The organism is Microcella sp. (assembly GCF_025808395.1).
GTDB lineage: Bacteria > Actinomycetota > Actinomycetes > Actinomycetales > Microbacteriaceae > Microcella.
The window spans coordinates 1,870,159-1,896,318 of record NZ_CP075524.1; the positions used below are offsets into that span (position 1 = coordinate 1,870,159).

Genomic DNA, 26,160 nt, shown 5'->3' on the forward strand with positions numbered 1-26,160 from the left:
CATGACTGACACGACTTCGACCATCACCATGTATGGCGCCGACTGGTGCCGCGACTGCCGCCGCACCGAAGCCCTGCTCAACGAGCTCGGCGTCGACTGGACCAAGGTCGACGTTGAGGCCTCGGCCGAAGCCGCCGCAGAAGCGCAAGCGATCAGCGGGCGCATGAATATTCCCGTCGTGGTCTTCGCCGACGGTTCGCACCTGGTCGAGCCCAGCGACGACGCCGTGCGCGAGAAGCTGGGCGTCTAACCCTCGGCTCTACCCGAGCGTGCGTCGAAAGAATGCGTCGATGCGGCGCCATGTGTCGGCCGCTTCGTCGGGCTTATAGCCGAGTCGCAGCACCGGCCCCATCGTGATGCGGGCAAGCCGCGTGCCGTTGGGTATGTCGTTGAGAAACGCGTGCCCGGCCTCGGGGTATTCCACCACGTCGTGCTCGATGCCGCGCGCGTCGAGCGCTGCCTCGAGCTTCTGCGCCGCGCCCTTCAGCGTCAGATCTCGCCCCCCGAACGTGCCGACAACAGGGCATGCGCCGTCGAGTGCGTCATCGAGATCGGCCGGCAGGTGGCCGTAGTTGACGGATGCTGCACCATAGCCGCCCTGCCCCGCTAGTAGCAGCGCGAAGCCTCCGCCCATGCAGAACCCGATCACACCGACGGCCCCGCTCGTGTCGTCGCGCTCGAGCAGCGTTCGCCGCGCCGCTTCGATGTCGTCGAAGGCCGCACCGGTGCCGTTGCGCAGTGCCCGAAAGGTGGCGACCAGGCAGCGCCGAGCACCGCCGCGGCTGTAGAGGTTGGGCATGAGCACGACATACCCCATGCTGCGCAACCGTTCGAGGTGCGCACGCATGGCGTCGTCGATGCCGAAGAGCTCGTGCACGACGACGAGTGCGGTGAATGGCCTGGGCCCGTCAGGAACCCCGAGCACGCCTGTCAGCTCACCGCCTCGAGTGTCGCCGGGTTGCGCGATGACAATGTCAGTGAGACTCATGGCGTCAGCTTTCCGATGCCGGGCACGAGCCTGCCGACGCGCGCCGCATAGGCTGCGTAGTCGGGGTAGCGCGCTGCGAGCATCCATTCTTCGAATCTCGACTTCGCCATGAGCACACTGAGCAGCGCGACCCAGGCGAGCAAGTGCAGCACTGAGGCTCCGATGATGACGAGGCCGATGCCGAGCAGCAGCAGACCCGAATAGATGGGGTGCCGCACGAACCCGTAAACACCCGTTGTCACGAGCTCGCCGTCGGCCTTCGGCACGGGGCTCGGTGTGAGGGTGCGGCCGAGCCCGGCGCCTGCGGCGAGCGCGATGCCGATGCCGAGCGCTACGAAGACCAACCCGAACACGACGGTGCCGATGCCTCGGCTCCACAGGTCGCCCCACGGCATGAAGCCCAGCAGCAGCAAGAAGAGAAATTGGGCGCCGACGAGCGCCCACGCCGCGGCGGGGTGTAACTGCGCAGTCGGGTCAGCGACACTCATACCGCTGACCCTACGCCGCGGGCGCCGTTAGCGCTTGGCCTTCTTCGCCGCGATCAGGTCTTTCTCATCGATCGGCGCGAGCCCGCGAGCGCGCAAGTCGGCATAGTGCGCGCGCGCTTCGTCTTGCCGCGCCTTCTCAGCACCCGTCGCGATGTCGGCCCGAATGTGCTCGGGCGCCAGCTCGAATGCGTCGGTGAGCGCAACAGCGTGCGGCCGCAGACGGGGCAACAACCGGTCGTCGATGTAGTCGGTGATCGCCTGCGCGCGGTGGTCGCTCAGCCGACCGTGAATGACGTACCAGGCGAGGTTCTTCTCGATCAGACCGAGCCCGAAGAGGTCGCGCAACCACGTCATCACCTGGCGGTTGCCCTCGTGCTCGATGGTCTCGAGTGCTTCGGTGAAGGCCTCCCACTGCAGCAGCTCACCGTGCGCCTTGGCCGCTTCGATGAGGGCGTTCTGGTGGCGGTTGAAGAGGGCGGCCGCTTCGCGCTTCGGCAACTTTGATGCACTGCGCAAGCGCCCCGCGAGCTCGGCCACCATCGTCTCGACGCGGTCGGTGAGCAGCTGGCGTTGTGACGCGGTGTCACGCACGTAACCGATCGAGCGAGCGGTCGACCCGAAGTCGACGACCGACTGGGCGAGCCGTCGAAGACCCGACCGGTTGACGACAGCCTCGCCGACCTGGTCGGCAACGTAGTGGGCCATGACCCCGGCATCGGCTTTGGCGAAGGTGCGGCTGTAGTCGGTGAGCAGTCGCTTGGCGACGAGCTGCAGCAGCACGTTGTTGTCGCCCTCGAACGTGGCATAGATGTCCATGTCGGCGCGCAACTGGGTGAGGCGGTTGGCGGCGAGGTAGCCCTGACCGCCGCACGCTTCGCGCGCCTCTTGAATGATGTCGAGCGCTGCCCACGTGCTCAGCGGTTTGAGCGCGGCGGCGAGAGTCTCGAGGTCTTCTCGGTCGGCGTCGGTGTCTGCCGTGCCTGAGAACACGGCGTCGAACTTCTCGAGAAACACTTCGTGAGCGAACGACATGGCGTAGGTCGTGGCGAGGCGCGGCAGCAGGCGACGCTGGTGGCGCTGGTAGTCGAGCAGCACCACTTCGTTCTCGTCGCCGCCGTCGAACTGGCGGCGCTCGTTGCCGTAGCGAATCGCGATGGTGAGGGCGAGCTTGCTCGCCACGACCGAGGCGCCGTCGAGCGACACGCGACCCTGCACGAGCGTGCCGAGCATCGTGAAGAAGCGGCGGCCGGGGCTCTCGATGGGTGAGGTGTAGACGCCGTTCTCGTCGACGTCGCCGTAGCGGTTGAGCAGGTTGGTGCGGGGCACGCGCACCTCGGTGAAGTGCAGGCGCCCGTTGTCGATGCCGTTGAGGCCGCCCTTGAGCCCGTCGTCGTCGCCGCCGACGCCGGGCAAGAAGTCGCCGTTCTCGTCGCGAATCGGAACATAGAAGGCGTGCACCCCGTGGTTGACTCCGCGCGTGATGAGTTGCGCGAAGACGACGGCGGCCCGCCCGTGCAGGGCGGCGTTGCCGAGGTAGTCCTTCCAGGCGGCTCGGAACGGCGTGTGGATGACCCACTCATCATTCGCTGCGTCGTAGGTGGCCGTCGTGCCGACCGCCGAGACGTCGCTGCCGTGCCCGGTCTCGGTCATGGCGAAAGCACCAGGCGTGGTGAGGTCTAGCGCGTCGGGCAGCCAGGCGGCGTGGTGCGGCGCGGTGCCCAAGTGCAAGATGGCCGAGGCGTAGAGGCCCCACTGCACACCCGACTTGATCTGCATGCTCGGGTCGGCGAGCAGCAGCTCTTCGAAGCTCGCGATGAACCCACCGTGGTCGTCGTCGCCGCCGAACTCTGCCGGAAACGCCCGGTGCACCGAGCCCTGCTCGACGAGCAGCTTCAGCTGACCGAGCACGCGATCGCGGTGCTCGTCCATGCCGAGGGTCGGAATGCGGTGGAACTCTTCGCGCTTCATGAGCTCGCGCGAGGCGCGACGGCTGTCGGCCCATCGGCCCATCAGCTGCTGGCCGAGCGCGGCCACATCGAGCGTGGGCGAGCCTTCTGCCGACACGATCGACTCGCCGACCGCGGCGCCCGCCGGAGCGGGTTCGCCGAGCGGCGTCGCGGCCTGCTCGGCGCTCGTGGTTTTCTTGGTCGGGCTGGCTTTGCGGCGGGGTGCATCAATCGTGCTCATAACTTCACGGTAGAAGTGTGGAGTGCCGCCGTGTGATTCGTCGTGCACCGCCGACGAACGGCTTCGGCGAGTTCGGGCCGTGATTGTGGATGCTCTCACATTGCTGTGCGCAGGCTTAGTAGAGAACCTCTGCTCGCCGCACGGTGTTCGCCGCTCGCGAATACCCGTGGGGGTATGTGTCTCGTGTGAGAGAATGGGGTCATGGCTACCGTGACCCTGACTCAGGCGGACTTCGAACAGACCGTCACTGCCCCCGGCATCACCCTCGTCGACTTCTGGGCCGAGTGGTGCGGCCCGTGCCGCCAGTTCGCCCCCATCTTCGAGAGCGCGAGCGAGCAGCATGCCGACGTCACCTTCGGCAAGGTCGACACCGAGGCCGAGCAGGCGCTCGCGTCAGCGGCGAGCATCCGCTCGATTCCGACGCTCATGGCGTTTCGCGACGGCATTCTCGTCTTCGCTCAGCCCGGCGCGCTTCCCGCGCCCGCACTAGAGCAGGTCATCACCGCGGTGAAAGGCCTCGACATGGATGAGGTGCGGGCGCAGGTCGCAGCCGCCGCCCAGGCTCCGCCCGCGAGCGCCTAAGCGCTCGGGTTCTTACAGTTCAGCACGGGTGCGAAAGAAGCGTCGCACTCGCTCGCCCACGTTCGCGGGGGGCGGCTCGTTGTACTGGTCGACATACTCTTGACCGCTCATGCGCTGAATCTGCACCATGACGGCGTCGGTCGCGTGACGCCTCGCACGGCCCGATGACGCTTCGCCGAACGTCGAGAGGTCGAGCGGTTCGCCGAACTCGATCGTGATCGGCACCCGGCGTATGCGCCGCGAGCCGACGGGCTGCAGGTGCTGCGTGCCGCTGAGCGCCACGGGCACGACGGGAACCCCCGCCGTGAGGGCAAGCCACGCGACTCCGGTCTTGCCACGGTAGAGACGACCGTCGCGCGATCGGGTGCCCTCGGGGTAGATCGAGAACGCTTCGCCCGACTCGATCTTCGCGAGGCCAGCATCGAGCGCTTCTTGCGCCGCCTGACCGGCACCACGCTTCACCGGAATCGCTCCGACCGAGGTGAAGAAGTTGCGCGAGATCGCACCCTTCACACCCTTGCCGGTGAAGTATTCGTCTTTCGCCAGAAAGCTCACGCGTCGGCGCGCGAGCATGCTGATGATGATCGAGTCAATGAACGACAGGTGGTTGCTCGCGACGACCACTCCACCCTCGGCGGGAAGGTTGTCGCGCCCGATGATCGTGGGCTTGTAGATGGCCTTCGCGATCGGCGCAACGAAGGCGCGAGCCACGAACGTCAGCATGAGTTCATCGTGCCACGAAGCCTATTCCGCCGCGGGAATGTCGAGCGCGGGCGGCTCATCACCCCGCACGATCGCGAGCACCGCCTCGCCGAATCGTTCAAGCTTCGCAGCGCCGACCCCGCTCACTTGCCCGAGCTCGTCGAGCGTGGCCGGTTCAGTAAGGGCGATGCCGCGCAGGGTCGCGTCACCGAACACAATGTAGGCGGGCGCAGACAGCGCCTTTGCGGTGGATGCTCGCCACGCCCTCAACCGCTCGAACAGCCCCGCGGCCTGCACCGGAAGGTCGCTCGGCGCCGAGCGCTTCGAGCCCCGACTCGCACGCGGCGCCTCGCGGCGCAAGCGCACCGGTCGTTCGCCCCGCAGCACGGCGGCGCTGCCCTCGGTGATGCCGAGCGTGCCGTATTCGCCCTGCACCGCGAGCAGGCCTTGGGCGAGCAGTTGCCGCACCACGCCGCGCCACTCTTGCTCGCTGAACTCGGTGCCGATGCCGAAGGTGCTCAGCTCGTGGTGCCCGAGTTGCTCGATGCGCGGGGTGCGCTTGCCCAGCAGAATGTCGATGAGCTGACCGGCGCCGTAGCGCTGGTTGCGCTCGCGGTCGAGCCGCACGACCGTCGACAGCAGCTTCTGCGCCGCGACGGTGCCATCGATGCTTTCGGGCGGCGAGAGGCACGTGTCGCAGTTTCCGCACGCTGTGGTGGTTTGGCCGAAGTAGTCGAGCAGTTGCACGCGTCGGCACTCGACCGTCTCGCACAGGGCCAGCATGGCGTCGAGCAGTTGGCTCATGCGCCGTTTGTGCGCGAGGTCGCCCTCTGACCTCTCGATGATCTGCCGCAACTGCACGACGTCTTGCAGGCCGTAGGCGAGCCACGCGGTCGACGGCAGCCCGTCGCGCCCCGCACGCCCCGTCTCTTGGTAATAGCCTTCGACACTCTTAGGCAGGTCGAGGTGGGCGACGAACCGCACGTCGGGCTTGTCGATGCCCATGCCGAACGCGATCGTCGCCACCATCACGATGCCCTCTTCACGCAAGAATCGTGCCTGGTGGTTGGCCCGCGTCGCCGCGTCGAGGCCTGCGTGATACGGAAGAGCGGGGATGCCGTGCTCGGCGAGCGCGAGCGCGGTCTTCTCGACAGATGCCCTCGACAGGCAATAGACAATGCCCGCATCGCCGGGGTGCTCGCTGCGGATCAACTGCAGTAGTTGTTGCACCGGCTGGTTCTTCGGTTCGATGCGGTACTGAATGTTGGGCCGGTCGAAGCTCGCCACGAACTTTCGCGCCTGGCCCAGATCGAGCCGCGCGACGATCTCGCGGGCGGTCGCCTCGGTGGCGGTCGCCGTCAGTGCGATGCGCGGGATGCTCGGCCAGCGTTCGTGCAACATCGACAGCGCCAGATAGTCGGGTCTGAAGTCGTGCCCCCACTGTGACACGCAGTGAGCCTCGTCGATCGCGAACAGTGCCACGGTGATGCGGTCGAACAACTCTGCAGTGCTCGGCACGGTGACTCGCTCGGGCGCCAGGTAGAGCAGATCTACCTCTCCGGCGAGCAGGGCGGCTTCGACGGCCCGCCGCTCATCGGGCGACTGGGTCGAGTTGAGAAAGGCTGCGCGCACGCCGACGGCGGCGAGAGCATCCACCTGGTCTTTCATCAGGGCGATGAGTGGCGAGACGACGACGCCGACGCCCTCGCGCACCAGCGAAGGAATCTGGTAGCAGAGGCTCTTGCCGCCGCCCGTCGGCATGAGCACGAGGGCGTCACCACCGGCGACGACGTGGTCGATGATGGCCTGCTGCTCGCCGCGGAATGCCGGGTAGCCGAACACCGACTCGAGCACCTGCTGGGCGGTCGCGGTGGTCGTGGTCACTCGCCCCAGGCTAGTCGCCGCCGCCGACCGCGTCGGCGCAACTATTCACACGGATCGCTAGAAAGGGTTCCGTCGGTTGAGAGCCAGTCTCCGTCTTCGAAGCCAACAAGAATCTCTTCAGTCAGAAGGAAGTCACCGCTGTGGAGCACTCCGCCGTCATCTCGGAAGCTGAAATCGAGCTGCTCCTCAGGCTTCAATGGCGCGAGGTGCGTCGAACCTTCCGGCAGCGCGATCAGCGTGCTGAACGAAGTCGGCGACCCGTCCTCGACCTCGATGACGCCCGGAGTCAACGGAAGACCATCGCGCTCGCCCCGGAAAACACCTCGACTCAAGGCCCCGAAGTCGACCGTTCCGGTGCCACAAAACATGAAGTCAACCGATTGAGCGGAGTTGCGGATGTGAATCGCGTCGGAGAGCGGGCGCGACGGAAAGAACATGGTGCAGCTGGAAATCGCGCACAGCATCAGCAGCGTGCCGACCGCAGCGAGAGTACGTTGCCACATTGACGGGAGCATCACGTGCAGCCCTTCCTCGTTGTGCGCGAACGGCGCCACCGACAGTCGACAGTGGTACGGTGACATTACTCCCCCGGGCGCTTCGGCCACCGGGTACGGGGCCCCCTCGGGGGCCCCTGTTTTCATTTTTGCCCCCAGAAGCATTGGGCTCACCGCCATTCAGCGGGCCGGTGGACGGTCTTGCCATCGGGCGTGACTACTGCACGCGGCAACTGCGATGCGAGCAACACGGCTCTGCGTATGGGTTTGATGAAGAGCGGCCGCTGCTGAAGCAGCCGTGCGGCCGGCGACTCGACCGGTGAGAAAAGCCCGAAGCGAGCATTCAGTTCATCACCCAGAAGCCTCAGCATGTCGGCGAAGTCGGAGTCATTCGACACAAGCACATAGACGTCAGCTCGCTGTCGACTCGCGTCGACAACCATGCGTGCCGCGAGGTTGACGTCAGAACCCTTCTCTTCTGTCTTGCGCACCTTGACCCGTCGTGGCGCTCCGGCCTCGTCAAGTTCGATTGGTATCACCGGAAGGCGTCGGGTGTCGTGACGGAATTGACCGAAGTGCTGCCGCACAGTGGGAAGCGAGGTGAGTGCGCGTAGATACGTCTGCTGCCGGATCGGCGCCTGCGGGTCGGTGCCCAGAGCGGGCTTGAGGAGTGCCGTGAAGTACTCGACCCCCACAATGTCATGAGTCGGCAGAAGTAGCTCGGAGAGCTTGACCAGGTCAAGCCACTTCGCGTCGGGATGGTGCTGCAGCTTCTGTCGATAGAGGTTGAAACCATCGACGTACACGGCTGCCTTGAGTCGACTCGTCACCGCCTGAGGCTCTCAGGCAAGTGTCACGCCGCGTCTCTGCTTTCCCCAGCCCTTGCCGCGTGCGGTCAGCGGGGGCGCAGAAAGGCCACCGCTGACCAATCAGAGCCGCTCGCGCGCAACGTGTGAACGCGCGTGCTCGATCGCGTCGTCGAGGGAGGCGATGAGGTGGCGTGGGTGCCGCAGATGGTGAGTGACTCCGACGCGCTCGATGAGGCCGAGGTGCTGCGGCTGCACGCCCTTGACGATGGCGGTGACTCCTCGCCGTTCGAGGGCGTCGATGATGTCGGCGATGACGCGGGCGCCCGTGGCGTCGAGTGAGCGCAACTGCGAGAGCCTGATGATGACGACTGAGACCTCGTCGATGGCCGCGATCTCGTCAAGCACGCGCTCGGCCGCTCCGAAGAAGAGGGCGCCGTCGAGCCGCACGAGGGCGATGCGCTCGTCGCCATCGGCTGCGGGGCCGGGCAGCGGCTCGCGCGTGACGCTGCTCGAGCGTGCCAGATCGCGCAAGGCCATGAGGGCGGCTGCGGCGATGCCGATGAGCACCGCGACAATGAGGTCGAACGAAATCGTCACGATCGCGGTGATGATGAAGATCGCGGCGTCTGATCGCGTCGAGCGCACGATCGCGCGCACCGTCGCCGGGGCCACCATGCGAGTGGCGGTCACGATGAGCACGCCAGCGAGAGCGGCGAGCGGGATGCCCGAGACAAGCCCACTCGCGGCATACACGACGAGCAACAGAACAAGCGAGTGCACGATGGCCGACAGCCGCGACCGACCCCCACTGCGCACGTTGACGGCCGTGCGCGCGATGGCGCCCGTGGCCGGCATGCCCCCGAAGAGGCCCGAAGCGATCGAGGCCAGGCCCTGCCCGACGAGTTCGCGGTCGGCGTCGACGCCGCCAGTCGGTGCGAGCGAGGCAGCAACGCGCGCCGAGAGCAGCGACTCGATGGCGGCGAGCGCGGCAACAGCGGCGGCCGGGCCGATGAGCACGAGAGGGTCGATGCTGCCGAGTGCCGGAAGCCCGGGGGCGGGCAAGCTCGCCGGCAGGGCTCCGATGATCGACACGGGGGCGTTGAGCAGGTGCGTGAGCACCGTGGCGACGACGATGGCGATGAGTGAGGCGGGCAGCAGACGGTGCACCCTGGGCAGCACGACCATGATCGCGACGACCAGCAGGGTCACACCGATCGCCCAAGCGGTCGCAGGCCACTGCAGCTGACCGAGCGCTGCGACGGCTGCGGCCACGGCGTGCGGGTCGACCTGTGCCGCCACCCCGAGGGCCGCCGGAATCTGCTGCGCCGCGATGATGATCGCGATGCCGAGCGTGAACCCTTCGATCACCGGCCACGGAATGTAGGTGACGGTGCGGCCGAGCCTCAGCGCCCCGCCGATGATGACGAAGACACCCGCCATGAGCGACACCACGGCCACGACCTCGACACCGAACTGCACGACGATCGGTGCGAGCACGACCACCATCGCGCCGGTCGGCCCCGAGACTTGCACGTTCGACCCACCGAAGACGGCCGCGACGACGCCCGCGACGATGGCGGTGATGAGCCCCGCCTCTGCGCCCACCCCTGAGCTGACGCCGAAGGCGAGCGCAAGCGGCAGTGCGACGACTCCGACGGTGACCCCCGCCAGAGTGTCGGCGCGCCAGGTTCGCCGCAGCATGCTGTAGTCGGCTCGACTCGGCAGCAGGGCACGCACGCCTCGACCGACGACGCGCAGGCGGCGGCGCGCATCCGTCATGGTCGTCACGTCACCTCGACGGGCGGCATCGCCCGAGCCGCGTCGCGCAGCGATTGCTCATCGTCGGCGATGCGCATGAGCAGTTCGCGCGCGATGACCAGCAGTTGGGCGGCCTCGCGATGCGCCAGACGGCAATAGACCAGGCTGCCGCGCCGCTCAGACTCGACGAGCCGATGGCGTCGCAGCACCGCGAGATGCTGCGACAAGTGCGAGGCTTCGAGGCCGGTCTGCTCGAGCAGGTCGGCCACAGTGCGCTCGTCGGCAGAACTCAATAGTTCGAGCACGCGAATACGCAGCGGATGCGCGAGGCCCTTGAAGAAGTCGGCCTTGACTTGATAGAGCGGGCGATGCTGACGCTCAGGCTCAGGGTCGCTCTTGCGCCAGGCACCGCCGTCGCTTGTCGACATGATGAAGTCATCATATCAGGCTGGCACGCACTCACCTCGCTGGCCAGCGCGGCGGGGCCGACCCGCTCAGATGTGGATGGCGGGGTCGACGAGAAAGCCGTCAGCACCCGTCGTGCCCGCGCCGCGATCGAGCGGGCGTGAGGTCGCCGGAACCCCGGTGGCGACCGAGTCGGGGGGAACATCCTTCGTCACCAGCGCCATCGCGCCAATCTGCGAACGCGCACCGATCGTGACCGGGCCGAGAATCGTCGCCCCAGCACCGATGAGCACGCCGTCGTGCACCGTCGGGTGCCGCTTGACCTTCTGCAGGGTGCGGCCGCCGAGCGTGACTCCGTGGTAGAGCATGACGTCGTCGCCGATCTCGGCCGTCTCGCCGATGACCACGCCCATGCCGTGGTCGATGAAGAGGCGCTTGCCGATGGTCGCACCGGGGTGAATCTCAATGCCCGTCCACCACCGGGCACCCTGCGACACCATGCGCGCGAGCAACCGCAGCCGCCAACGCCACAATCGGTGCGCGATGCGGTGCCACCAGAGAGCGTGTAGGCCCGCCGAGGTGAGCAGCACTTCGAGGCCCGAGCGCGCGGCCGGGTCGCGCAGTCGGGCGTTGCGGATGTCCTCCCGCATGCCCATCTACGCGCGAAGGTCGTCGTAGAGCACGCTCGAGAGGTACCGTTCGCCGTAGCTCGCGACGATGACGACGATGAGTTTGCCGGCGTTCTCGGGTCGCTTCGCGAGCTCGACAGCGGCGTGCACGGTGGCCCCCGACGAGATGCCGGCGAGAATGCCCTCTTCGGCTGAGAGGCGGCGGGCCATGCTGATGGCCTGCGTGATGTTGACGTCGACCACTTCGTCGTAGATGTCGCGATCGAGCACTCCGGGCACGAAGTTGGCGCCGATGCCGGCGATCTTGTGGGGGCCGGGCTGGCCACCGTTGAGAATGGGGCTCTCTTCAGGCTCGACGGCGACGACCTTCAGCTCGGGCTTCTGCTGCTTGAGGTATTGACCCGTGCCGGTGAGGGTTCCGCCGGTGCCCACGCCCGAGACGAAGATGTCGACGGCGCCGTCGGTGTCGTTCCACACTTCGGGGCCGGTCGTGCGGCGGTGAATCTCGGGGTTGGCGGCGTTCTCGAACTGGCGGGCGAGAATGGTGCCGGGTCGCTCGGCGACGATCTTCTCGGCGGCGGCGACCGCACCCTTCATGCCCTCGCCGGCGGGAGTGAGGATGAGTTCTGCACCGTATGCCGCGAGCAGCATCTTGCGCTCGGTGCTCATCGACTCGGGCATGGTGAGCACGGTCTTGTAGCCGCGGGCAGCGCCGATCATGGCGAGCGCGATGCCGGTGTTGCCGCTCGTCGCCTCGACGATGGTGCCGCCGGGCTTGAGCTCTCCGCTCTTCTCGGCGGCGTCGATGATGGCGACGCCGAGTCGGTCTTTGACGCTCGCCGAGGGGTTGTAGAACTCGAGTTTGGCGAGCACCGTGGCCGCAGCACCGTCGGTCACTCGGTTGAGGGTGACGAGCGGCGTGTTGCCGAACACCTCGGTGATGTCTGAATAGATGCGGGCCATGGTGACTCCTCGTCGTTTGGGGGCGCGGGTTTAGCGTACGGGTCGCGCGTGCGAGCATCCCGAATATGACGCCGTTCGACCACTCCCGCCAACGACGCTCGTCGCTCGCGTATTCCCTGAGTGCGGTCCGCCCTCCGCTCATCACGGTTGCGGAGCGGGGAGGGGGTTTTTCTCTCGCGAGACTCCCGAAGTGTAGGAGGTTGGCGCGCGAGAAGCCGCCGCAACCCCCTACACTTCGGGAACGTTTTCGAAGAGCACGTCAGCCCCCACCCAGCCCACCCGCACTGAGTAACCCTGGCCGCCCATCCAGGCAGACCCTGGCACACACTGGCCCCCCGGCACGACCACCCCGCCCGCCGGCACTACTACCCCGCCCGCCGCGCACCCTGCCCGGCCCGCGCCCTGCCAGAATTGGCGCGGAGGTGCACCACGATGCTCACAGTGGTTCTCGGGCTTGCGGGTGCCCTGGTCTACGGCGCGGCCGACTTTCTCGGCGGCCTCGCCGCTCGGCGCATCAGCGCGCTGAGGGTTACGGCGATCGGCGCGCTGTCGGGGGTTGTGCTGCTCTTCATCGCAGCCGTCGTCGTCGGCGGGCGCTGGTCGGTCGAAGCGCTCTTCTGGGGCGGGCTCTCGGGCGTCACCGGCGCCGCCGCCATCGCCCTGCTCTATGCGTGTCTCGCGATCGGGCCGATGAGCATCTTGTCGCCCCTCACCGCGGTGACGTCGGCGATCGTTCCGCTCACGTGGGGGCTCGCCACGGGCTCACAGTTGGGCATCATCGCCTACCCGGCTTTCGCGCTCGCACTCGTCGCCGTCGTGCTGGTCGGACTCGTGCCCGATCAACGGGCAGTGCGCCCGACGATGCCGGGTCTGCTCATGGCGACCGGCTCGGGCATCTTGATCGGCGCTTTCTACATTCTGATCGACCAGACACCCGACGATTCGGGGCTCATCCCCCTCGTGGCCAACCGCACGGTCAACGCCTCCATCATGATCACGTTGATCATCGTGCTTGCGGTGGTGGCGGGGCGGCGTCACATTCGCGCCCAGGATGCTCCGCTCGCCGTCATCGCCGGCACCCACGCCGCGCCGCACGCGCTCGAGCAGGTCGAAGCTCCCGCTCGCCTCTCGCTGCTGCGGGCTAGTGCCGCTGCACTGCGGGGCGGATGGCGGGGCGGGCTGCTGCTCGCCATCGGGTGCGGAGTGCTCGACGCCATCGCCAACATCATCGTGCTCGCGGGTCTGCGGCTGGGCGACCTCACGGTCGTCTCGGTGCTCACGGCGCTCTACCCCGCCGGAACGATCTTGCTCGCCGCGGTCGTCTTGCGTGAACGCATCGCACCGCTGCAGTGGGTGGGGCTAGCGCTCGCCCTCGCCGCGAGCGCGATGCTCGCCGCAGCCTGAGCGTCGCCGCCGCCGCGCCGCTCTCGCCCGCGGCCGCCACCCCGCCGCGCGGCCACTCCGCGCAGCACCGCACGCTGCAAGTCGCTCTTCGTGGCACAAGTCGCCGAACGTTTCACGACCCATGCCACAGAAAGCGACTCGCGCGAGTGCCTCGTGGGGTGCTGAAACGTTCCCGAAGTGTAGGAGGTCGTGCCGGCTTCGCTCCCGCCGACCTCCTACAGTTCGGGAGTCTGCCGAGATGAACAACTACCTCCCCCAGAGACCCGGGCGAAGCGCCCGGGGCCCGGGAGACGTGCCAGGTAGCCGACGGCGAGGGGACCGAGGGGCGAGAAGTCGCTGAGTTCTATAGGGCCGCGAGCTCGTCGAGCAGGCGGTCTCCGGGCCGCACGTCGTAGGTCTCGGCGGTGATCTCAGCACGCGAGAGCAGTTCGGCGAAGCGCCGCGCGCGCGGACGGGTGATGAGCGTCACGACCGTTCCGATCTTGCCGGCACGGCCGGTGCGACCCGAGCGGTGCAGATAGGTCTTGTACTCATCGGGCGCGTCGGCCTGCACGACGAGCGAGATGTCGTCGACGTGGATGCCTCGCGCCGCGACATCCGTCGCCACCAGCACCGACACGCGCCCGTTCGTGAGCTTCTCGAGGTTGCGCGAGCGGCGAGCCTGGTTGAGGTCGCCGTGCAGGCTGACGGCCGGAATTCCCGCGTCGTCGAGCTGGTCTGCCAACTCTTCGGCGAACGCCCGAGTGCGAGCGAACACGAGCGTCTTGCCCCTGCCGGCCGAGAGCTGCTCGATCACGGCGCGCTTGTCGCGCTGCTCGACGAGCAGCACCTTGTGCTCGATCGTCGACGACTTCTGGTCTTCACCGGCGACCTCATAGACCGAAGGGTTGCGCAAGAACTCGGTGACGAGCGACGCGACTCCCGAGTCGAGCGTCGCCGAGAACAGCAGCTTCTGGCTGTCGCGCTTCGTGCGGCGGATGATGCGCTGCACTGGCTCGAGAAAGCCCAGTTCGCACATGTGGTCGGCCTCATCGAGCACGACGACCTCGACCTGGCTGAGGTTGAGGCGCCCCTGCTCGATGAGGTCTTCGATGCGACCGGGGGTGCCGATGATGATGTCGACGCCGCGCTGCAGAGCGCCGACCTGGCGGCCCTGGGGGACGCCGCCGTAGATCTGCGTCGTGAACAGCCCGACACTGCGCGCGATCGGCTGCACGGTTCCGTCGATCTGCAGCGCGAGCTCGCGGGTCGGTGCGAGGATGAGCGCGCGCGGGGCGCGACCCATCTGACGGTTCTTGCCGCCGCCGTTCTCCATGAGGCGCTCGACGAGCGGGGCTCCGAAGGCGATGGTCTTGCCCGAGCCGGTGCGGCCCCGGCCGAGCACGTCTCTGCCCGCGAGCACATCAGGAATCGTCGCCGCCTGAATCGGGAAGGGCGCGATGGCCCCGAGGTCTTCGAGCGTGCGCGAGATGTTGTCGCCCAGACCCAGATCACGAAACGTGATGCCCTCGACGTCTTTCGCGACGACAGCATTGGCGGTCAAGCGCTCGAGCACCACATCGTCGACCTTGCCGGCCTTCGCGTCACGGCTCGGGTAGAAGCTCGACTCGCGACGCACCGGGCGCTCGTCACGGTCGAACGCACGAGCGGGGCGCTCGTCGCGGTCGACGCTGCGGGCCGGGCGAGAGTCGCGGTCGACGCTGCGGGCCGGGCGAGAGTCGCGAGCGGGTCGAGAGTCGCGAGCGGGCCGCTCGGCACGACCTGACGACTCCTTCTTCGGTCGCCAGTCGGGTCGGTGGGCCGCGCGACCTGAGCCGGTGCGAGCCGTTCCATCGCTGTCGCGGACCGGGCGGCCGTCGCGAGCCGGTCGTCCGTCTCGGGAGGGGCGACTCGTGCGGGCAGTGCGGTCGTCGTGCTCCGGACGCTCACCGCGGGCAGACCGCTCATCACGGGCAGGGCGACCCGCGCGGTCGTCACGAGCAGGGCGACCAGCGCGCTCATCACGAGCAGGGCGCTCATCGCGACCGGCGCGCTCATCGCGAGCAGGGCGGCTGCGCTCCGGGGCGTGGCCGCGGTCGACGCGCTCGTCGCGGCTCCAACGGGCCTTCTTCGTGGGGGCCGTCGAGGCGTCTTCGGGGCGGTAGCCGCGGTGCTTCGGGCTGCGCGAGCCGGTGGCTGCGCCGCGCGACGAACCACTCGAGGCGCTGCGTGCGGACGAGTTCTGTGAGGTGCGGGGCGTGCGCGGAGCGCCGCCCTTGTTGTTCTGAGCCATGGTTCTTTCTGGGGTTACGCAAGAAGCTTCGCCGGCGCAGCAGCGCCGTGATCCCAGGCAGTCGTCGACTGGCTGTCGAAAGCTGGGGGCCGTCACATCTCGAAGTGTTCTCTGACCGCCGATTGGCGCAGAGCACCGGCCCGGAAGACTCACACAGTGCACACGTGATCGCTCACGCCGCTTCCAGCCGACCCCCCCATGGTACCCGAGCTGCCCCCGAAGGCCAGTATTCTGGGCCGATCGTGACCACTATCGCCGTCGAAGACCCCCGTCAGCCCGAGATCGCGTCGATGCTGCGCGAGGGTGCCGAGTTCGCGCTCGCCCTGTACCCGCCCGAAGGGTGCTTTCTGCTCGACCTCGACGAGTTGAGTGCGCCCGGCGTCTCGGTGTTCGTCGCACGCGATGACGCCGGAGTCGCGCTCGGCATGGCCGCGCTGGTCGACAACACCGACTCGACCGGCGAGCTCAAGCGCATGTTCGTGCGAGATGCTGCGCGGGGGCATGGTGTGGCGACGCTGCTTCTGGAGGCTCTCGAGGCGGCCGCGCGCGAGTCGAGCATCCACACGCTGCGGCTCGAGACTGGCACGTTGCACGTGGCCGCGCAGGCGCTCTATGCCAAGCACGGGTTCGACGGCATCGCCCCGTTCGGGCCCTACGTGGGCAGCGAGTACAGCGTCTGCATGCAGAAGTCGCTCGGCTAGCTGCCGCGCAGGCGCGCAATCTCTTCTCGCAGCCGCCTGATGTGGTCGGGCGATGCCGAACCACCAGCCTCGACGGCGTCGAGTTCGCCGCTGAGCTCGTCGAGTTCGGCCGCCCCTCGGTCGACCGGCAGGCGGATGCTGCCTGTCGCCGACACTTCGCCGGCGCGGTCGGTGTGCACTTCTTCACGCGCTTGATCCATGGCGGTGAGCACGATGCCGATGAGCACGTTGAGCACGGTAAAGACGATGAAGAACATGTACGAGAGGAAGAAGAGGAGCGCGATCGGTGTGATGTCGAGCCCGGCAAGAAACGAGTCGGGAAAGTTTTCGAGCGTCAGCATGACCGTGAGCGTCAGCATTGCCGCGCCGACGTTGCCCCACTGCTCGGGGTTCTCAGTGCCGAACAGGTAGACGCCCGCCATGGCGTAGATAAACATCAAGAAGCCGATGAGCACGGCAAGGTTGGCGAGCGGAGCGACCGACTTGACCATCGACAGCATGAGGATGCGCGCTTCGGGCAAGAAACGGAAGATGCGCAGAATGCGCAGCAGCCGCACGAGTCGGAAGATGACGGTGGCACCGTCGAGGAAGGGGATGGCGATGACGATGATGAAGTCGAAAACGTTCCAGGGGTTGCGGAAGAACATCCACGGCTTCTTGCCGTATGACACGATGCGAAAGACCAGTTCGACCGTGTAGAAGATGATCGCGAAGCGGTCGATCATCGTCGCGATCAGCACCACCTCGGGCGACACCCCGCTGAAGGTCAGCACGGCGAGCGCGGCGGCGTTGGCGATGATGACGGCGAGCACGACGAACTCGAAACCGTTGCCGTACATGAGCTTGGCCAACCACTGCACGCGGTAGGCCGGCAGCTGCATGGTGGCTGACGTGAACAGCCCGGGTGAGACGGTCGTTGACTCAGAGGGGGAGGGGGTGGGCGCGGTCATGGCGAATCGCTTTCGGTCAGGGGGTGTGCCCAACCTAGCGCCGCTCAGCCCACTTGCGAAGGTTGCCGTTCGTGGCAAGGGTTGAGAAACGTTTCGGCACCCTTGCCACGAACGGCCACTCTCACGGCGTTGCCGGCCGCGCTCGGCGTGCGGGCTGCCCGTCGAGCTCTGCCGCCTTCGCCGCGCGCTTCTCCTCGCGGCGCTCGCGCGCACCCTCCACGAGGTAGTACAGCGCGGGCAGCACCACGAGGGTGAGCAGCGTCGACGAGATGAGCCCGCCGATGACGACGATGGCGAGCGGCTGCGAGATGAATCCTCCGCTGCCGGTGAGCCCGATGGCGAGCGGGATGAGCGCGAAGATGGTGGCGGCCGCCGTCATGAGGATGGGGCGCAGGCGTCGCGACGAGCCCTCGATGACCGATTGACGCACCGACATGCCGCGTTCTCTGAACTGGTTGACGAGGTCGATGAGCACGATCGCGTTGGTGACGACGATGCCGATGAGCATGAGCACGCCGATGAGCGACGGCACTCCGAGCGGAATGTTCGCGATCAACTGCAGGCCGATGGCGCCGGTCGCCGCAAACGGAATCGACACGAGCAGCAGCAGCGGCTGCCGCAGGCTCTTGAAGGTGGCCACCATGACGACGTAGACGATGAGAATGGCGGCGAGCAGCGCGAGGCCGAGTTGGCTGAAGGCGTCAGCCTGCTGGGCGGTGACGCCGCCGAGGTTCGCCGAGGCGCTGTCGGGCAAGGTGGTCGCGTCGACGGCCTCGCGCACCGCGGTCGAGACGCCCCCGATGTCGGCGATGCCGGGAGTCACCGAGACGGTCGCGCTGCGCACGCCGCGAATGGTCGTGATGTTCGCCGGGCCGGTCGCCTCGTCGACGGTCGCCAGCTCGCTGAGGGGCTGGGGGCCGATTGCGGTCGGGATGCTGAAGTCACGCAACTCTTGCGCCGTGGTGGGCGCGCTCTCGTTGGGCAAGTAGATCGACAGGGTCTTGCCGTCGATGACGACCTGACCGACCGAGGCCGGAAACATGGCCTGCGCAACGATGCCGCCGACGGCGATCTCGCTGAGCCCCAGTTCTGCGGCCCTCTCGCGGTCGACTTCGATGGCGAGGTAGGGCTGAGTCGACGCGAGGTTGCTGCTCGCTTCGGCGACCACATCGACGTCGCGCACGGCGGCGAGGATGCGGTCGGAGGCTTCGCGCAGGTCGCTCTCGTTCGCCGCCGTGATGCGCACGTCGATCGTCGATGATGCGAATCCCGAACCGGCAGACTGCAGGGCGAGGTCGCCCACGCCGTCGAGGTCGGCGACGGCGTCGCGCACCGCATTCTGCAGTTCGACCTGGTCGAACGACTCGTCGGTGGTGATCGAGTAGGTGATGTCGCCACCGCCTCTGAAGAAGGCGAGCGCCGACCCGTCACCCGAGCCGATCGACACCTGCACGGTCTCGATGCCGTCGACCTCGAGCAGGGTGTCTTCGACTACCGAGGCCGCGCGGTCGAGTTCTTCGAGGCTCGTGCCGTTCTCGAGCGACTGCGTGACGGTGAGCGTGTTCTGCCCCGAGTCGCCGATGAAGTTGGTCTGCAGGTTGGTGGCGAGCCCGGCGGTACCGCCGAGCAGCATGAGCGAGAGCAGCACGGTGGCGACGGGGCGCTTGAGCGTCCAGCGCACGACGGGCAGGTAGCTGCGCTGCAGCCGGGTGGGCTGAGCCGATTCTTCTTCGAGCGAGAGCGCGGCAGCGTGCGAGCCGACCTTGGGTGGGCGCAAGAACCAGTACGACAGCACCGGCACGATCGTGAGTGAGACGAAGAGCGAGGCGGCGAGGGCGATGGCGGTCGTCAACGCGAAGGGGCGGAAGAGTTCGCCCGTGATGTCTCCGACGAGCGCGAGGGGCAAGAAGACGGCGATGGTCGTCGCGGTGGCCGCCGTGATCGCGGTGGCCACTTCGCGCACGCCGACGAGAATCGCCTGCATCTTCGGCTCACCGAGGGCGAGGTGCCGCTTGATGTTTTCGACGACGACGATCGAGTCGTCGACGACGCGGCCGACGGAGATGGTGATGGCGCCGAGGGTCAAGATGTTGAGCGAATACCCGGCCGCCTGCATGCCGATGAAGGTGAGCAGAATCGAGGTGGGTATCGAGATGGCGGTGACGAGGGTCGATCGCACCGACAGCAAGAAGACCAGAATGATGATGACGGCGAAGATGAGGCCGAGGGTGCCTTCGACGGCGAGCGCCTCGATCGAGCTCTCGATGAACGGTGCCTGATCGAACACCACAGTGAAGGTGGTGTTCGAGCCGATGGCGGTGGCGATCGCGGGCAGGGCATCTTGCACCAGTCGTGACACTTCGACGGTGTTGCCGGCGGGAGTCTTCGTAACGGCGAGGGTCAGCGAGGGTTCGCCGTTGACGCGCGAGACGCCTTGAATGGGGTCGCTGACGATGGCGAGCTCGGCGACGTCGGCGATGGTCGTGACGCCGTCGCTCTCGGCACCGATGAGGGGCAGGGCGCCGAGTTCGTCGATGCCCTCGATGCGCACGCCCGTCAGCACCGACAGAGTTGTGCCGTCTTCGGTGATGGTGCCTGCGGGCAGCAGCACGCCGTAGGCGTCGAGCGCGTCGGTGATGTCGGCGCGACTCAGCCCCAGGGTGAACAGCTCGTCGTCGTCTGGCGTGATCGTGACGCGGTCGCCGACAGCACCGAAGACGGCGACCTCGCGCACGCCTTCGAGTTCGGTGAGCTCGGGCACTGCCTGGTTCTGCAACGCGGCGGCGAGGTCGCCAGGTGAGAGGTTGCTCGTGACTGCGATTTGGATGACGGGCAAGTCGTCGATCGAGCCGGTGACCACCTGGGGTTCGACGTCGTTCGGCAGCGAGAGTCGGTTGACGGCGAGTTGCACGCGCTGCTCGGCGCGGGCGATATCGGTGCCGAACTCGAATCGCGCGCTGACGATCGAGAAGCCGGTGCTCGAGGTGGCGTTCGAGCTTTCGAGGTTGGGCACGCCCTGCACGGCCGTTTCGATGGGCGTGCTGACGTCGGCTTCGACGGCTTCGGGCGCGGCACCGGGGTAGGCAGTGATGATGAGCACTTGCGGAAAACTGACCGAGGGAATCAGCTCTTGCTTGAGGCTCGTCAACGACAGGTAGCCGAAGAACCCCACAACGATCGTGACCAGGGCGATGAGGGCGCGGTTGCGCAGGCTGAACACCGAAAGCAAGTGCACGGTCAACTCCGGTCAGTGGGCGAGCGGTGCTCGGGGGCTGTGGGTGGCATGTCGAACGCGGGTCAGCATCCCAGCATCCGCTGTGTATTCGCACAGCGAGCGATGGGCGCCGACCTCGAATTCGACCGATCGGTCAGGATGCCCGAGTCACGCTACACGACGGCCGCGAGCACCTCATCTGAGGCGACGAGCGGCTCGCGCTGCACGACACGGTTCCAGGCGAGCTCGAGCAGGTCGAGGGCTCGGAGCGTGTGCTCGGCCGGGTGGCAGAACGGCAGGCGCAGAAAGCGCTCGAAGGCTCCGTCGATGCCGAAGCGCGGCCCGGCGCCGATGAGCAGCCCTTCGGCGCGCGCGGCGAGTGCGAGCTGCGAGCTGACGGGGGCCCCGAGGTTGACCCACAGGCTCAGGCCGCCGTCGACGTGGGGCACTGCCCAGCTCGGAAAGCGCTGCTCGAGCTCTGCGATCATGAGCGAGTGCCCGGTGCGCAGGTCGGCGCGGCGGGCAGCCAGCACGCGATCATACGAGTCGAGAAGACGCAGTAGCACGAGTTGCTCGAGCACGGGAGACCCGAGGTCGCCGGCGAGGCGAGCAAGCGAGAGGCGCGTGATGAGGTCGCGGTCGCCGCGCACCCAGCCGAGTCTGATGCCGCCCCAGATGCTCTTGCCGACCGAGCCGACGGTGACCACGGTGGCGCCGCGCTGCTCGGCGCCGATGGCGAAGGGCGCTGGCTGGTCGTCGCGGCCGAAGCCGAGTTCAGCCATGGTCTCGTCGACGAGCAGCACGGTGCCGTGCGCGGCGGCGAGGCTCTGCAGTCGCTGCCGCTGCTCGTCGGGCATGGTGCGGCCGGTGGGGTTGTGAAAGTCGGGCATGAGGTAGGCGAGCGCGGGGGCGGTGCGCGGCATCACTTGCTCGAGCACTTCGTTGCTCCAGCCCTCGTCGGTCGTGACCGGAACAGTGACGAGTCGCGCGCCCGCATGCTGCAGGGCTTCGACGGCGTGCGGGTAGCTCGGCGCTTCGATGAGGGCTCGGTCGCCGCGCGAGAGCAGGGTGCGAGTGATGAGGGCGATCGCGTGCTGCGCACCGAGGGTGATGAGTATCTCGTCGGCCGTGGTCGGCAGCCCGCGTGCCGTGTAGCGGTCGGCGATGGCCTGGCGCAGCACTCGCAGGCCGACGGGGTCGAAGCCGCTTTCGTGCAGGTGGGCGGGCAGCAGGTCGGCGGCTTCTCGGGCGGCTTCGGCGACGAGCGGAATGGCGGTGAGGGTCGCTTTCGAGAGGTCGATGATGCCCGGGCCGGCAGACTCCCCGAGTGCAGGAGCCCCGTCGTCGAAGCTGCGGGGTAGCCGCGCGACGGTGCCTGACCCGCGCAGGCTTTCGGCGAACCCGAGCTCGCGCAGTCGCGCGTAGGCGGCGGCGACGGTGGTGCGGCTGAGGTCTTCGTGCTCGGCGAGCAGGCGCTCGGCGGGCAGCCGGGTGCCGAGCGAGATGCGCCCGTCGAGAATGAGTAGGCGCACGCGGTCGGCGAGCGCCTCGTAGAGCGGAGTGGTGCCGTGCGGGCGCCACTCACCCAATTGAGAGGCCAATGCTCGAGCCGAGAGGGAGGGCATGCGGCCACCGTATCAGAATTGGCCTCTTGCTGGCAGTCCAATTTCCCATGGATGATGATGCCATGTTCGCGACTCAACTCATGATCCGCCGCTGGGGCCAGCTGATGCTCGGCCTCTTCCTCTACGGCGTCGCGGTCGCGCTACTCGTGCGGGCCAACGTGGGGCTCGACCCGTGGATGGTGTTCTCGCAGGGCCTCGAGGTGCAGACGGGGTGGTCGATCGGTCTCACCGTGGTGCTCGTGGGTGCCGTGGTGTTGCTGCTCTGGATTCCGCTCAAGCAGAGGCCAGGCATCGGCACGGTGCTCAACGTTCTGCTCATCGGCCCGGTCGTCGACCTCACGATGCTCGTCGTTGAGACGCCTGACGAGTGGTGGGCGCAGTGGCTTGTCTTCTTCGGCGGGCTCGCCCTGCTGGCGATCGCCACGGGGCTCTACATCGGGGCCCGCTTCGGGCCGGGGCCGCGCGACGGCCTCATGACCGGAGCCCACGCGCGCTTCGGCTGGAAGATCTGGAAGGTGCGCACGGGCGTCGAAGTGACAGTGCTCGCGATCGGCTGGCTGCTCGGCGGCACCGTCGGGCTCGGCACCGTCGCCTTCGCACTGCTCATCGGCCCCATGGTCGGCGTCACGCTGCCGCTCTTGCGCGTGCCTGAACCTCACAACCCCGGGCCGGCGGCACCTACGCCCGCCGTCGGCCCGGCATCGTCGACCGTGGGCACGGTGCCAGCATGATCGGCCTCATGATCGCGCTCGGCGGTCTGTGCCTCTGGGGCATCATCGCGACGATCGAGTTGGTGGCGAGAGACGGGTATGGGCCCATACCCGTCCGCTCGCACTGGGGTTTCTACGCGAGCTCGCTCGCCGCGTAGACGCGCATCGCCTCGCGCACGAACTCGGCGGCCTCGGGGCCGCCGTAGTGCTTCGCGAAGCGCGGGTCTGCGACATACATATCGCCAAGCCCGAGGTATGCCTCGGCACTCGGAGCCGTGTCGCCCCAGCCGGCTCGCACCCAGGCGTAGTGCCGGGCGGTCAGGGCTTGCACGTCTGCGTCGTCAGCCGGAGTGCCGGCCGCGTGCGCGGCGGCGAAGCCGCGCTGCAGTTGGTCGACCTCGTTCTTGAAGGCCGCTTGGCCCTCGGCGCCGAGTTCTCGCCACCAGCGGTCGCTGCGGGCGTAGGCGTCTGCACCCCAACGCTGTTCGACCTCGTCTTGGTAGACGGTGTGGTCGAATCCGTCGAACATGTCTTCTGCCATCAGTTGTTCACCTCCTTCCAGTTGTCGAATGGTGGTCGTGACGCTCGCGATCTGCCGCGCGACCCGCTCTCGCTCGAGTTCGAGCCAGTGCAGGTGCGTGACGAGTGCACGAACGTCGTCGGTCTGCCCCGCGAGCACCTCGGCGATGGCGGGCAGCCCGAGCCCCAGGTCTCGCAGCATCAAGATGCGCTGCAGGCGCGTGAGCGCTGCTTCGTCGTAGTACCGGTAGCCGTTGGCGCCAATGCTCGACGGATGCAGCAGCCCGATGTCGTGATAGTGCCGCAGGGTGCGGCTCGTGGTGCCCGAGAGTCGGGCGATGTCGTGAATCGACCACTGCATACGTGCTCCTCTCGTGCTCGTCACGTGCATGCTCGCGCTGTTCGCGTGCGTCGCCCACGTTAGAGGTTGACGTTGCGTCAATGTCAAGCGGTCGGGAAAGCATCCCTGTTGCGCTTCGTCGATTCGCGATATATCGTGAGTCTCGAAGACGCGATATATCGCGATAGGGATGCCCCACCGGGGTGTGAGCAAGGAGCCCGTATGGCCACCGAAACCTGGATTGTCACCGAACCGACCGTCATCGATCTTGAGATCGTGCGCGCCCTCAAGGTGGGGCTCATCGGCGGGCAGGTCGACATCGTCGCCCACGACGAGCCTGGTGCTCGCGTCGAAGTGCACTCGGTGGCGGGCCGCGATCTGCGCGTCGCGCTCGAGGGTGACACTCTCGTGGTCGATCACCCGCAGATCAGGTGGGAGACCTTCTTTGACAACTTCAAGCTGTTCAGCGGCAAGGCGAAGGCTGACGTGAGCATTCTGGTGCCGCGCAGTGCTCGGTTGACGGTGGGGGTGGTGACGGCCGAGGCGCTCATCAGCGGCATGCACTGCGACGCGTCGGTCAACACGGTGAGCGGAGACGTGGTGCTTGACGGAGTGGTGGGCGACGTGTCGGTGCACGCCGTGAGCGGCGAAGTGTCGATTCGCGAGCACCGCGGAAGCCTCGACGTTCAGACGGTCGGCGGTGACGTGACGGTATCGGGCGAGGTGCGGCGTCTGACGTGCGACAGTGTCTCGGCGAACGTGGTGGCCGACCTTCGCGGTACCCCAGACCGCGTGCGCAACAGCACCGTCGCGGGCGACCTCACGGTGCGGCTCGACGCAGGGGTCGCCGCGCAGTATCTGATCAACACGATGACGGGGCGCTTGCAGCTCGACGACGCGCGCATCAGCGGAGTGAAGGGCCAGTACTCGGGCCGGTATGGCCAGTTGGCGGGTGCGTTCACCGAGGTGCGCGCGAACTCAGTGTCGGGTGACGTGTCGGTGGTGCACACCGATCGTGGGTCTTCTGCGACGCCTGAGGCTGACACTGCTGAGGCTTCGGCGTGAGCCCCGCGGTGTTCGGCCACGGGCACTTGCGGCTCTATTTGCTGTTTGTGCTCGATGAGCGGCCGATGCACGGCTACGAGATCATTCAGGCGTTGAGCGATCGCTTTGGCGGAACGTATGTTCCGTCGGCGGGCACGATCTACCCGCGGTTGGCGAAGCTTGAGTCTGAGGGTCTGGTGTCGAAAGAGTCTGATGGTCGCAAGACCGTCTACGCCTTGACCGACGCGGGGCGTGCTGAGTTGAACGACCGCCGCGACGAGCTCGACGGTATCGAGGCCGGGCTTGGTGATTCGGTGCGGCGTCTCGCCGATGAGGTGCGAGCCTCGGTCGGTGAGGCGATGGGCGCGTTGCGGGCTGAACTCGCCGCGGCTGCGCGCGAGGCGCGCGACGATGCTCGAACGGCGGGCACGTGGACTTCTGACACGCAGTGGGCGGCTCGGGCGGCGGATGCAGCCGGTGCCGCGGGTGCTGCTGCGGGCGCGGCTGCGGCCGAGGCTGTGCACGACGTGACGACGTCGATGCATTCGACGCTGCGCGAGTCTCGGTCTGACGCTCGTGCGCAGGTGCAACGCGCCGAGGTGCTGTTGGCCGAGTTTCGGCAAGACGTGCGCACCGAGTTGCGGTCGGCCGCGTCGCGCGGGTCGCTCGACTCGTCGACGATCGATGCCCTCGACTCGGGGCTGCGCGAGCTGCGCGCGAGCATCCTGAACCGACTGCACTGAACCGGTCGCACCATTCTGACTGCACTGAGCGCGCGGGCGCGTAGCGCGAGCGGGGCCGCCTACTGGGCCCAGCGCAGCGGCAGGTAGAGGTCTTGCACGCGGTCGGCGACGGCCGTGTGATCGTTGCGCGTGTAGAGGCCGCAGGCGTCGACCGTGCAGTCGACGTTCTCGTCGGCGGCCGCAGGCAGTTCGATGTAGGCGGTGAAGGATCCGGCTGATCGGTCGTCGAACCCTCGCGCGCCGAAGAGGCGCCAGGCGAAGGCCTCGTTGATCCAGTTCGAGGCGGCGTACTGCACGACCCCCTCGTCGAACTCTTCGACCTCTTGCGAGCCCACACCGCCGAGGCACGGGCCGGGCTTGCCATCGAGCTCGTCGGGCACGCGGCACACCGCCACGTAGATTCCCTGGTCGGGGTTGAACCCCGTGCCGCTCACGACCAGCCGGTCGCCAGCAGACACCGCCGACAGGTCGGGCTCGGCGCCAAACTCGTCGACGACGCTCAGCGTGCGGGTGCGCTCGTCGTCGCCCGTCGCCACCACCTCAGTGAAGAACACACCATCGGCGACGCGCGCCTGCCCCGAGCTGCCCTGCGGCTGGTGCGTGAGAATCGGCACGACGACCGCCGCGACGAGCACGAGCAACGCCACGACCACCCCCGCGACGACCCACGGCCACCGTCGACGACGGCGCGGCGAAACGGCGGGGGACTGGGTCACCTCGCCAGTGTATTGAGCGAACCGCGGCAGAGC

Annotated in this window: 25 protein-coding genes; 8 read left to right on the forward strand and 17 right to left on the reverse strand. The window is 67.5% G+C overall.

Features of this window, described 5'->3' with window-relative positions; genetic code table 11:
* Position 1 precedes the first annotated feature (1 nt).
* Entirely contained in the window at positions 2–250 is a 249-nt protein-coding gene (locus tag KIT89_RS09110) for a glutaredoxin domain-containing protein (RefSeq protein ID WP_297600566.1), read from the forward strand.
* A gap of 9 nt (positions 251–259) precedes the next feature.
* Here KIT89_RS09110 and KIT89_RS09115 read toward each other — a convergent pair whose 3' ends face one another.
* From KIT89_RS09115 to KIT89_RS09125, 3 genes are read right to left on the reverse strand one after another with little or no spacing between them, the layout of a single operon-like run.
* On the reverse strand, positions 260–988 hold the full coding sequence (locus KIT89_RS09115) for a dienelactone hydrolase family protein (protein ID WP_297600568.1): 729 nt from the start codon (positions 986–988) through the stop codon (positions 260–262).
* Positions 985–1,476, reverse strand: a complete 492-nt coding sequence (locus tag KIT89_RS09120; RefSeq protein WP_297600571.1) for an isoprenylcysteine carboxylmethyltransferase family protein — start codon at positions 1,474–1,476, stop codon at positions 985–987. Before KIT89_RS09120 ends, KIT89_RS09115 begins: the two co-directional genes overlap by 4 nt.
* Before the next feature lie 27 nt (positions 1,477–1,503).
* Positions 1,504–3,663: an acyl-CoA dehydrogenase gene (locus KIT89_RS09125; RefSeq protein ID WP_297600574.1), complete on the reverse strand. Its 2,160-nt coding sequence runs from the start codon at positions 3,661–3,663 to the stop codon at positions 1,504–1,506.
* A gap of 201 nt (positions 3,664–3,864) precedes the next feature.
* On the opposite strand from KIT89_RS09125, the gene trxA reads away from it, so the two are divergent.
* A complete protein-coding gene (gene trxA, locus KIT89_RS09130) occupies positions 3,865–4,245 on the forward strand; it encodes a thioredoxin (protein ID WP_297600577.1) in 381 nt (126 codons plus the stop codon).
* Positions 4,246–4,257: 12 nt separating this feature from the next.
* Here trxA and KIT89_RS09135 read toward each other — a convergent pair whose 3' ends face one another.
* From KIT89_RS09135 to cysK, 8 genes are all read right to left on the reverse strand, one after another.
* Positions 4,258–4,968, reverse strand: a complete 711-nt coding sequence (locus tag KIT89_RS09135; protein ID WP_297600580.1) for a 1-acyl-sn-glycerol-3-phosphate acyltransferase — start codon at positions 4,966–4,968, stop codon at positions 4,258–4,260.
* Between the two features lie 21 nt (positions 4,969–4,989).
* The gene (recQ, locus tag KIT89_RS09140) at positions 4,990–6,831 is read right to left on the reverse strand and encodes a DNA helicase RecQ (RefSeq protein WP_297600582.1); all 1,842 of its coding nucleotides are present in this window, start codon (positions 6,829–6,831) and stop codon (positions 4,990–4,992) included.
* A 41-nt stretch (positions 6,832–6,872) separates the two neighbouring features.
* On the reverse strand, positions 6,873–7,385 hold the full coding sequence (locus KIT89_RS09145) for a hypothetical protein (protein ID WP_297600584.1): 513 nt from the start codon (positions 7,383–7,385) through the stop codon (positions 6,873–6,875).
* A 110-nt stretch (positions 7,386–7,495) separates the two neighbouring features.
* Positions 7,496–8,131 (reverse strand): NYN domain-containing protein, encoded by a 636-nt coding sequence (locus KIT89_RS09150; protein WP_297600586.1) that lies wholly within the window; start codon positions 8,129–8,131, stop codon positions 7,496–7,498.
* A gap of 123 nt (positions 8,132–8,254) precedes the next feature.
* Positions 8,255–9,913 (reverse strand): SulP family inorganic anion transporter, encoded by a 1,659-nt coding sequence (locus tag KIT89_RS09155; protein WP_297600588.1) that lies wholly within the window; start codon positions 9,911–9,913, stop codon positions 8,255–8,257.
* A 5-nt stretch (positions 9,914–9,918) separates the two neighbouring features.
* On the reverse strand, positions 9,919–10,320 hold the full coding sequence (locus KIT89_RS09160) for a metalloregulator ArsR/SmtB family transcription factor (RefSeq protein ID WP_297600591.1): 402 nt from the start codon (positions 10,318–10,320) through the stop codon (positions 9,919–9,921).
* Positions 10,321–10,386: 66 nt separating this feature from the next.
* The gene (gene epsC, locus KIT89_RS09165; protein WP_297600594.1) at positions 10,387–10,953 is read right to left on the reverse strand and encodes a serine O-acetyltransferase EpsC; all 567 of its coding nucleotides are present in this window, start codon (positions 10,951–10,953) and stop codon (positions 10,387–10,389) included.
* A complete protein-coding gene (gene cysK, locus KIT89_RS09170; protein WP_297600596.1) occupies positions 10,954–11,889 on the reverse strand; it encodes a cysteine synthase A in 936 nt (311 codons plus the stop codon).
* A gap of 432 nt (positions 11,890–12,321) precedes the next feature.
* Here cysK and KIT89_RS09175 point away from each other — a divergent pair, with 432 nt between their 5' ends.
* Entirely contained in the window at positions 12,322–13,293 is a 972-nt protein-coding gene (locus KIT89_RS09175) for an EamA family transporter (RefSeq protein WP_297600599.1), read from the forward strand.
* A 343-nt stretch (positions 13,294–13,636) separates the two neighbouring features.
* Here the strand turns inward: KIT89_RS09175 and KIT89_RS09180 are convergent, their stop codons facing one another.
* Positions 13,637–15,565, reverse strand: coding sequence for a DEAD/DEAH box helicase (locus tag KIT89_RS09180; RefSeq protein WP_297600602.1), 1,929 nt, complete (start codon positions 15,563–15,565; stop codon positions 13,637–13,639).
* 242 nt (positions 15,566–15,807) lie between these two features.
* Here KIT89_RS09180 and KIT89_RS09185 point away from each other — a divergent pair, with 242 nt between their 5' ends.
* Positions 15,808–16,266 (forward strand): GNAT family N-acetyltransferase, encoded by a 459-nt coding sequence (locus tag KIT89_RS09185; protein WP_297600604.1) that lies wholly within the window; start codon positions 15,808–15,810, stop codon positions 16,264–16,266.
* Here KIT89_RS09185 and KIT89_RS09190 read toward each other — a convergent pair.
* The 3 genes from KIT89_RS09190 to KIT89_RS09200 form a co-directional block, all read right to left on the reverse strand.
* On the reverse strand, positions 16,263–17,216 hold the full coding sequence (locus KIT89_RS09190; protein ID WP_297600607.1) for an ion transporter: 954 nt from the start codon (positions 17,214–17,216) through the stop codon (positions 16,263–16,265). The genes KIT89_RS09185 and KIT89_RS09190 overlap by 4 nt on opposite strands.
* Before the next feature lie 121 nt (positions 17,217–17,337).
* On the reverse strand, positions 17,338–20,451 hold the full coding sequence (locus KIT89_RS09195; protein WP_297600610.1) for an efflux RND transporter permease subunit: 3,114 nt from the start codon (positions 20,449–20,451) through the stop codon (positions 17,338–17,340).
* A 152-nt stretch (positions 20,452–20,603) separates the two neighbouring features.
* The gene (locus KIT89_RS09200; RefSeq protein ID WP_297600612.1) at positions 20,604–22,055 is read right to left on the reverse strand and encodes a PLP-dependent aminotransferase family protein; all 1,452 of its coding nucleotides are present in this window, start codon (positions 22,053–22,055) and stop codon (positions 20,604–20,606) included.
* Positions 22,056–22,117: 62 nt separating this feature from the next.
* On the opposite strand from KIT89_RS09200, the gene KIT89_RS09205 reads away from it, so the two are divergent.
* Entirely contained in the window at positions 22,118–22,786 is a 669-nt protein-coding gene (locus KIT89_RS09205; RefSeq protein ID WP_297600615.1) for a hypothetical protein, read from the forward strand.
* The gene (locus KIT89_RS09210; RefSeq protein ID WP_297600618.1) at positions 22,783–22,923 is read left to right on the forward strand and encodes a hypothetical protein; all 141 of its coding nucleotides are present in this window, start codon (positions 22,783–22,785) and stop codon (positions 22,921–22,923) included. Before KIT89_RS09205 ends, KIT89_RS09210 begins: the two co-directional genes overlap by 4 nt.
* Here the strand turns inward: KIT89_RS09210 and KIT89_RS09215 are convergent.
* The gene (locus KIT89_RS09215; protein WP_297600620.1) at positions 22,899–23,645 is read right to left on the reverse strand and encodes a MerR family transcriptional regulator; all 747 of its coding nucleotides are present in this window, start codon (positions 23,643–23,645) and stop codon (positions 22,899–22,901) included. The genes KIT89_RS09210 and KIT89_RS09215 overlap by 25 nt on opposite strands.
* Before the next feature lie 201 nt (positions 23,646–23,846).
* Between KIT89_RS09215 and KIT89_RS09220 the strand changes: the two genes are divergently transcribed.
* Complete coding sequence (locus tag KIT89_RS09220) at positions 23,847–24,689, forward strand: DUF4097 family beta strand repeat-containing protein (protein WP_297600623.1); 843 nt, start codon at positions 23,847–23,849, stop codon at positions 24,687–24,689.
* Positions 24,686–25,411, forward strand: coding sequence for a PadR family transcriptional regulator (locus tag KIT89_RS09225; RefSeq protein ID WP_297600626.1), 726 nt, complete (start codon positions 24,686–24,688; stop codon positions 25,409–25,411). The genes KIT89_RS09220 and KIT89_RS09225 overlap by 4 nt, the downstream gene beginning before the upstream one ends.
* A gap of 59 nt (positions 25,412–25,470) precedes the next feature.
* Here the strand turns inward: KIT89_RS09225 and KIT89_RS09230 are convergent, their stop codons facing one another.
* Positions 25,471–26,127, reverse strand: a complete 657-nt coding sequence (locus tag KIT89_RS09230) for a hypothetical protein (protein ID WP_297600629.1) — start codon at positions 26,125–26,127, stop codon at positions 25,471–25,473.
* Between the last annotated feature and the right edge of the window lie 33 nt (positions 26,128–26,160).

Coding starts and splice junctions, on each gene's coding strand:
- KIT89_RS09200 (WP_297600612.1), bottom strand. CDS start 22,055: ATGCCCTCCCTCTCGGCTCGAGCATTGGCCTCTCAATTGGGTGAGTGG.
- KIT89_RS09215 (WP_297600620.1), bottom strand. CDS start 23,645: ATGCAGTGGTCGATTCACGACATCGCCCGACTCTCGGGCACCACGAGC.
- cysK (WP_297600596.1), bottom strand. CDS start 11,889: ATGGCCCGCATCTATTCAGACATCACCGAGGTGTTCGGCAACACGCCG.
- KIT89_RS09175 (WP_297600599.1), top strand. CDS start 12,322: ATGCTCACAGTGGTTCTCGGGCTTGCGGGTGCCCTGGTCTACGGCGCG.
- KIT89_RS09190 (WP_297600607.1), bottom strand. CDS start 17,216: ATGACCGCGCCCACCCCCTCCCCCTCTGAGTCAACGACCGTCTCACCC.
- KIT89_RS09135 (WP_297600580.1), bottom strand. CDS start 4,968: ATGCTGACGTTCGTGGCTCGCGCCTTCGTTGCGCCGATCGCGAAGGCC.
- KIT89_RS09210 (WP_297600618.1), top strand. CDS start 22,783: ATGATCGGCCTCATGATCGCGCTCGGCGGTCTGTGCCTCTGGGGCATC.
- KIT89_RS09110 (WP_297600566.1), top strand. CDS start 2: ATGACTGACACGACTTCGACCATCACCATGTATGGCGCCGACTGGTGC.
- KIT89_RS09125 (WP_297600574.1), bottom strand. CDS start 3,663: ATGAGCACGATTGATGCACCCCGCCGCAAAGCCAGCCCGACCAAGAAA.
- KIT89_RS09220 (WP_297600623.1), top strand. CDS start 23,847: ATGGCCACCGAAACCTGGATTGTCACCGAACCGACCGTCATCGATCTT.
- KIT89_RS09205 (WP_297600615.1), top strand. CDS start 22,118: ATGTTCGCGACTCAACTCATGATCCGCCGCTGGGGCCAGCTGATGCTC.
- KIT89_RS09120 (WP_297600571.1), bottom strand. CDS start 1,476: ATGAGTGTCGCTGACCCGACTGCGCAGTTACACCCCGCCGCGGCGTGG.
- KIT89_RS09155 (WP_297600588.1), bottom strand. CDS start 9,913: ATGACGGATGCGCGCCGCCGCCTGCGCGTCGTCGGTCGAGGCGTGCGT.
- epsC (WP_297600594.1), bottom strand. CDS start 10,953: ATGGGCATGCGGGAGGACATCCGCAACGCCCGACTGCGCGACCCGGCC.
- trxA (WP_297600577.1), top strand. CDS start 3,865: ATGGCTACCGTGACCCTGACTCAGGCGGACTTCGAACAGACCGTCACT.
- KIT89_RS09180 (WP_297600602.1), bottom strand. CDS start 15,565: ATGGCTCAGAACAACAAGGGCGGCGCTCCGCGCACGCCCCGCACCTCA.
- KIT89_RS09115 (WP_297600568.1), bottom strand. CDS start 988: ATGAGTCTCACTGACATTGTCATCGCGCAACCCGGCGACACTCGAGGC.
- KIT89_RS09160 (WP_297600591.1), bottom strand. CDS start 10,320: ATGTCGACAAGCGACGGCGGTGCCTGGCGCAAGAGCGACCCTGAGCCT.